Annotated in this window: 2 protein-coding genes; both read right to left on the bottom strand. The window is 53.4% G+C overall.

Going from position 1 to position 3,305, the window contains the following annotated elements; genetic code table 11:
* Nucleotides 1-405 (bottom strand): DnaJ domain-containing protein (locus tag IQ260_RS29040; RefSeq protein WP_193996545.1); only part of this gene is annotated, 405 nt, incomplete at its 3' end.
* Nucleotides 406-422: 17 nt separating this feature from the next.
* On the bottom strand, nucleotides 423-3,236 hold the full coding sequence (gene dnaK, locus IQ260_RS29035; protein ID WP_193996544.1) for a molecular chaperone DnaK: 2,814 nt from the start codon (nucleotides 3,234-3,236) through the stop codon (nucleotides 423-425).
* Nucleotides 3,237-3,305 lie beyond the last annotated feature (69 nt).

The following is a 3,305-nucleotide window of genomic DNA, read 5'->3' as shown; positions in this document are numbered from 1 at the left end:
TTCTAGCGGTACTTGCAAAGTGGCTTCTGCATCACGACGTTGAGAAGGAGTTGTTTTCCTGGGGTTACGTTTTTTTTTCGGTGGGGACGGGGGTTGGGGTCCCTCCTGACGATTGAGCAGCTGATCGACAAAGCGATTGAAGTCTTCTAAATCTCGATAGTCGGCCTCAGACTTTTGCTCGAGCCAATCACGTCGATAGTCATCATACTGAGTTCTTTTTCCCGTATCTGAAAGAATTTCATAAGCTTCATTCAGGGACTTAAAGCGTTCTTCAGCCTGGTGGTCGCCAGGGTTCAAATCAGGATGAAATTGCCGGGCTAGGCGACGATAGGCCTGTTTAATCGATTGGGAATCAGCACTCTGAACAATGCCGAGTATTTCATAATAGTCTCGAAAATTTTGCATAGTAGAGACCGACTGACCTACCAGACTTCGTCTTGGTCGCCCCAGTCATCGTCATAGCGCTGGGGACTCGGTTGTCGCCGAGAAGAAGAATTTCCAGAATAGCCTTGGGATGGACTACTGGCAGGTCTACTAGGCTGATCGGTAGACTGATCGGCCCAAGGGTCGTCATCGCTCGGAGCACCAGAGTTCCAACCGTTATTTACCATGGGCTCATTGGTAGGGGAATAACCGTTACCTGATTGGGCAGAGGGATATGAGCTATTCGGAGGAGACGCATAGCGCCCTGCATCCTCCGGCTGTCTGCGGGGTGCATCCCCAGCAGCAGGCACTTGCCGATAGCCTCCTTGCTCATAAGGATAAGCGCCACCACCCTGGTTATAACCTTGCTGTGGATAGTCCCGCTGACCACGCGCTTGTTCCTGGCGGTCATAGGATTCGCGGTCATAGGATTCGCGGCCATAGGGCTCACGACCAGAAGAACTATCCTGACTATAGGAGTCTTGTGCTTGGCTGTAGGACTGAGAACGCCTTGGCCCATTTGGCCCACTGTCATCCCACGGCGACTGTCCCTGATTATCGGCAGCACCAGAGCGTCTTTGCTGCTGGTTGGGATCGTAATAGCCCTGGTCATAGCGACGCTGGTCATATTGACCTTGCTGGCTTTGCTGACCATAAGGTTCCTGGCGGTAGGCATCTCGTCCGTAGGAATCCTGACCATAGCTCTCTTTTGGAGCATCATAGCCGCCGCGCCCACTGTAGCCACGACCGTCATAACCACGGGGAGCGTCATCATAGCTAGGACTGCCACCTTGGCGGCTGGAACGATTCCAGCTATCGTCCCAGTCATCCCATCCGCTGCGATTGTCACGACGCCCCGCTGACCAGCTGGGGCTATCCCACTGGCTTTGACCATTCCAATCGTAGTCACGCCGATAATAGTCATCGTCATCGTCAAACGCTTTTTTGATGGTGTCGCCGATTTGACTAAAGATATTATTGCCATCGTCGCTATCAGCGTCGTACAAATAGGCTTCCCGGTTCAATTCGTACAGTTCATCCTGTAGCTCCGCTTGAATCATGTCGATCATGCGTTCGTCTTCTCGTTTGAGACCATCGCGCAGATCTTGAATCAGGTTGTCGATTCGGCGTTTGCGATCGCGAGCAAACTGCAGCCCAAAGTCAATGGACACACTCCGCATCGCCCGCTCTGCCTGGAACGTCAGAGTTTCGGCACGGTTGCGCTTTTCGATCCGTTCCCGCTGTCCCCGGTCAACATCGGCAAATTCTTCCGCTTCCCGCAGCATTTTCTGAATATCGTCCTCGGAAAGGTTGGATGCCTCTTGCACCGTAATGCTTTGCTCGCGCCCCGTGGTTTTATCCATGGCTGACACCTGCAAAATGCCATTGGCATCAATGTCAAAGGACACCTGCACCTGGGGAATACCTCGCGGAGCGGGGGGAATACCCATCAGCTTAAAGCGACCCAGGGACTTATTGTCAGTCCCCATTTCTCGCTCACCCTGGAGCACATGCACTTCCACCACGGTTTGATTATTCTCAGAGGTGGAAAAGACATCGGAGCGCCGCACTGGAATGGTCGTGTTGCGAGGAATGACCTTTTTCATCACACCGCCAATGGTCTCTAGCCCCAGGGACAGCGGGGTGACATCCAGCAGCATGATGTCTTGAACTTCCTCGGTCAAGATACCCGCTTGAATCGCGGCCCCTACCCCCACGGCCTCATCGGGGTTCACATTTTGGCTAGGTTCTTTGCTCAGCATGGACCGCACTAGCTGCTGCACCATCGGCATCCGGCTAGAACCACCCACTAGAACGATTTCATCGATTTGCGAGGGGGAGAGTCGGGCATCATTCATCGCCTGCTGTACCGGAGCGCGTAGACGACCGATCAGGTCAGCACAGAGGGTCTCAAAGTGCGATCGCGACAGCTTTTTCTCGATATGCTTAGGCCCATCAGCTGAGGCCGTAATAAACGGTAAATTAATCTCAGCAGTGGGCAAGCCCGATAGCTCGACCTTAGCCTTCTCAGCCGCTTCGGTTAAACGCTGCAGCGCCTGCCGATCCCGGCGCAGATCAATTCCCTCCGTTTCTAGAAATTCATCCGCTAGCCAGTCAACAATTTTTTTGTCAAAGTTCACCCCACCCAGCTGGGTGTCACCGCTGGTCGATCTAACCTCAAACACGCCGTTACGAACATCTAAAATCGACACATCAAAGGTGCCGCCACCCAGGTCAAATACCAGGATAGTTTGATTAAACTGCTGATCTAACCCATAGGCCAGCGCCGCCGCTGTCGGCTCATTGAGAATCCGCTTGACCTCTAAGCCCGCAATCCGCCCGGCATCTCGGGTCGCCTGACGCTGAGCATCATTAAAATAAGCAGGGACCGTAATCACTGCCCCCGTGACCGGCTGCCCCATATAGCGACTGGCCTCTTCCGCCAGCTTCCGCAGCACCATCGCCGACACTTCTTCTGGGGCAAAGTCCTTATCTAGACGGGGACAGCGAATTTTGACATTGCCTGCTTCATCTTTGCGCACAGTGTAGGGAACCCGCTTTGAATCGGAGCTAAGTTCTGTATACTTACGACCCACATAGCGCTTAACGTTGTAAAACGTATTTTGAGGGTTAAGCACCGCCTGACGCCGCGCCATTTGCCCCACCAAACGCTCCCCATCTTTGCTAAATGCCACAACCGAAGGTGTGGTTCGCATACCCTCTGTATTGGCAATGACCACCGGCTTGCCACCTTCGATGACTGAGACAACTGAGTTGGTAGTACCGAGGTCAATACCGACGACCTTTCCCATCCGCTAGGTTTCTCCCACTGCGCCTGTAGCGGCGGTAACCGCCGTCTACACAATTAATCATATATATAG

The sequence above is a fragment of the Leptolyngbya cf. ectocarpi LEGE 11479 genome (assembly GCF_015207065.1).
In the GTDB taxonomy this organism is placed as follows: domain Bacteria; phylum Cyanobacteriota; class Cyanobacteriia; order Phormidesmidales; family Phormidesmidaceae; genus Leptothoe; species Leptothoe ectocarpi.
Note: the sequence above shows the minus strand (reverse complement) of the source record. Positions and strands in the feature narration are given on the sequence as shown.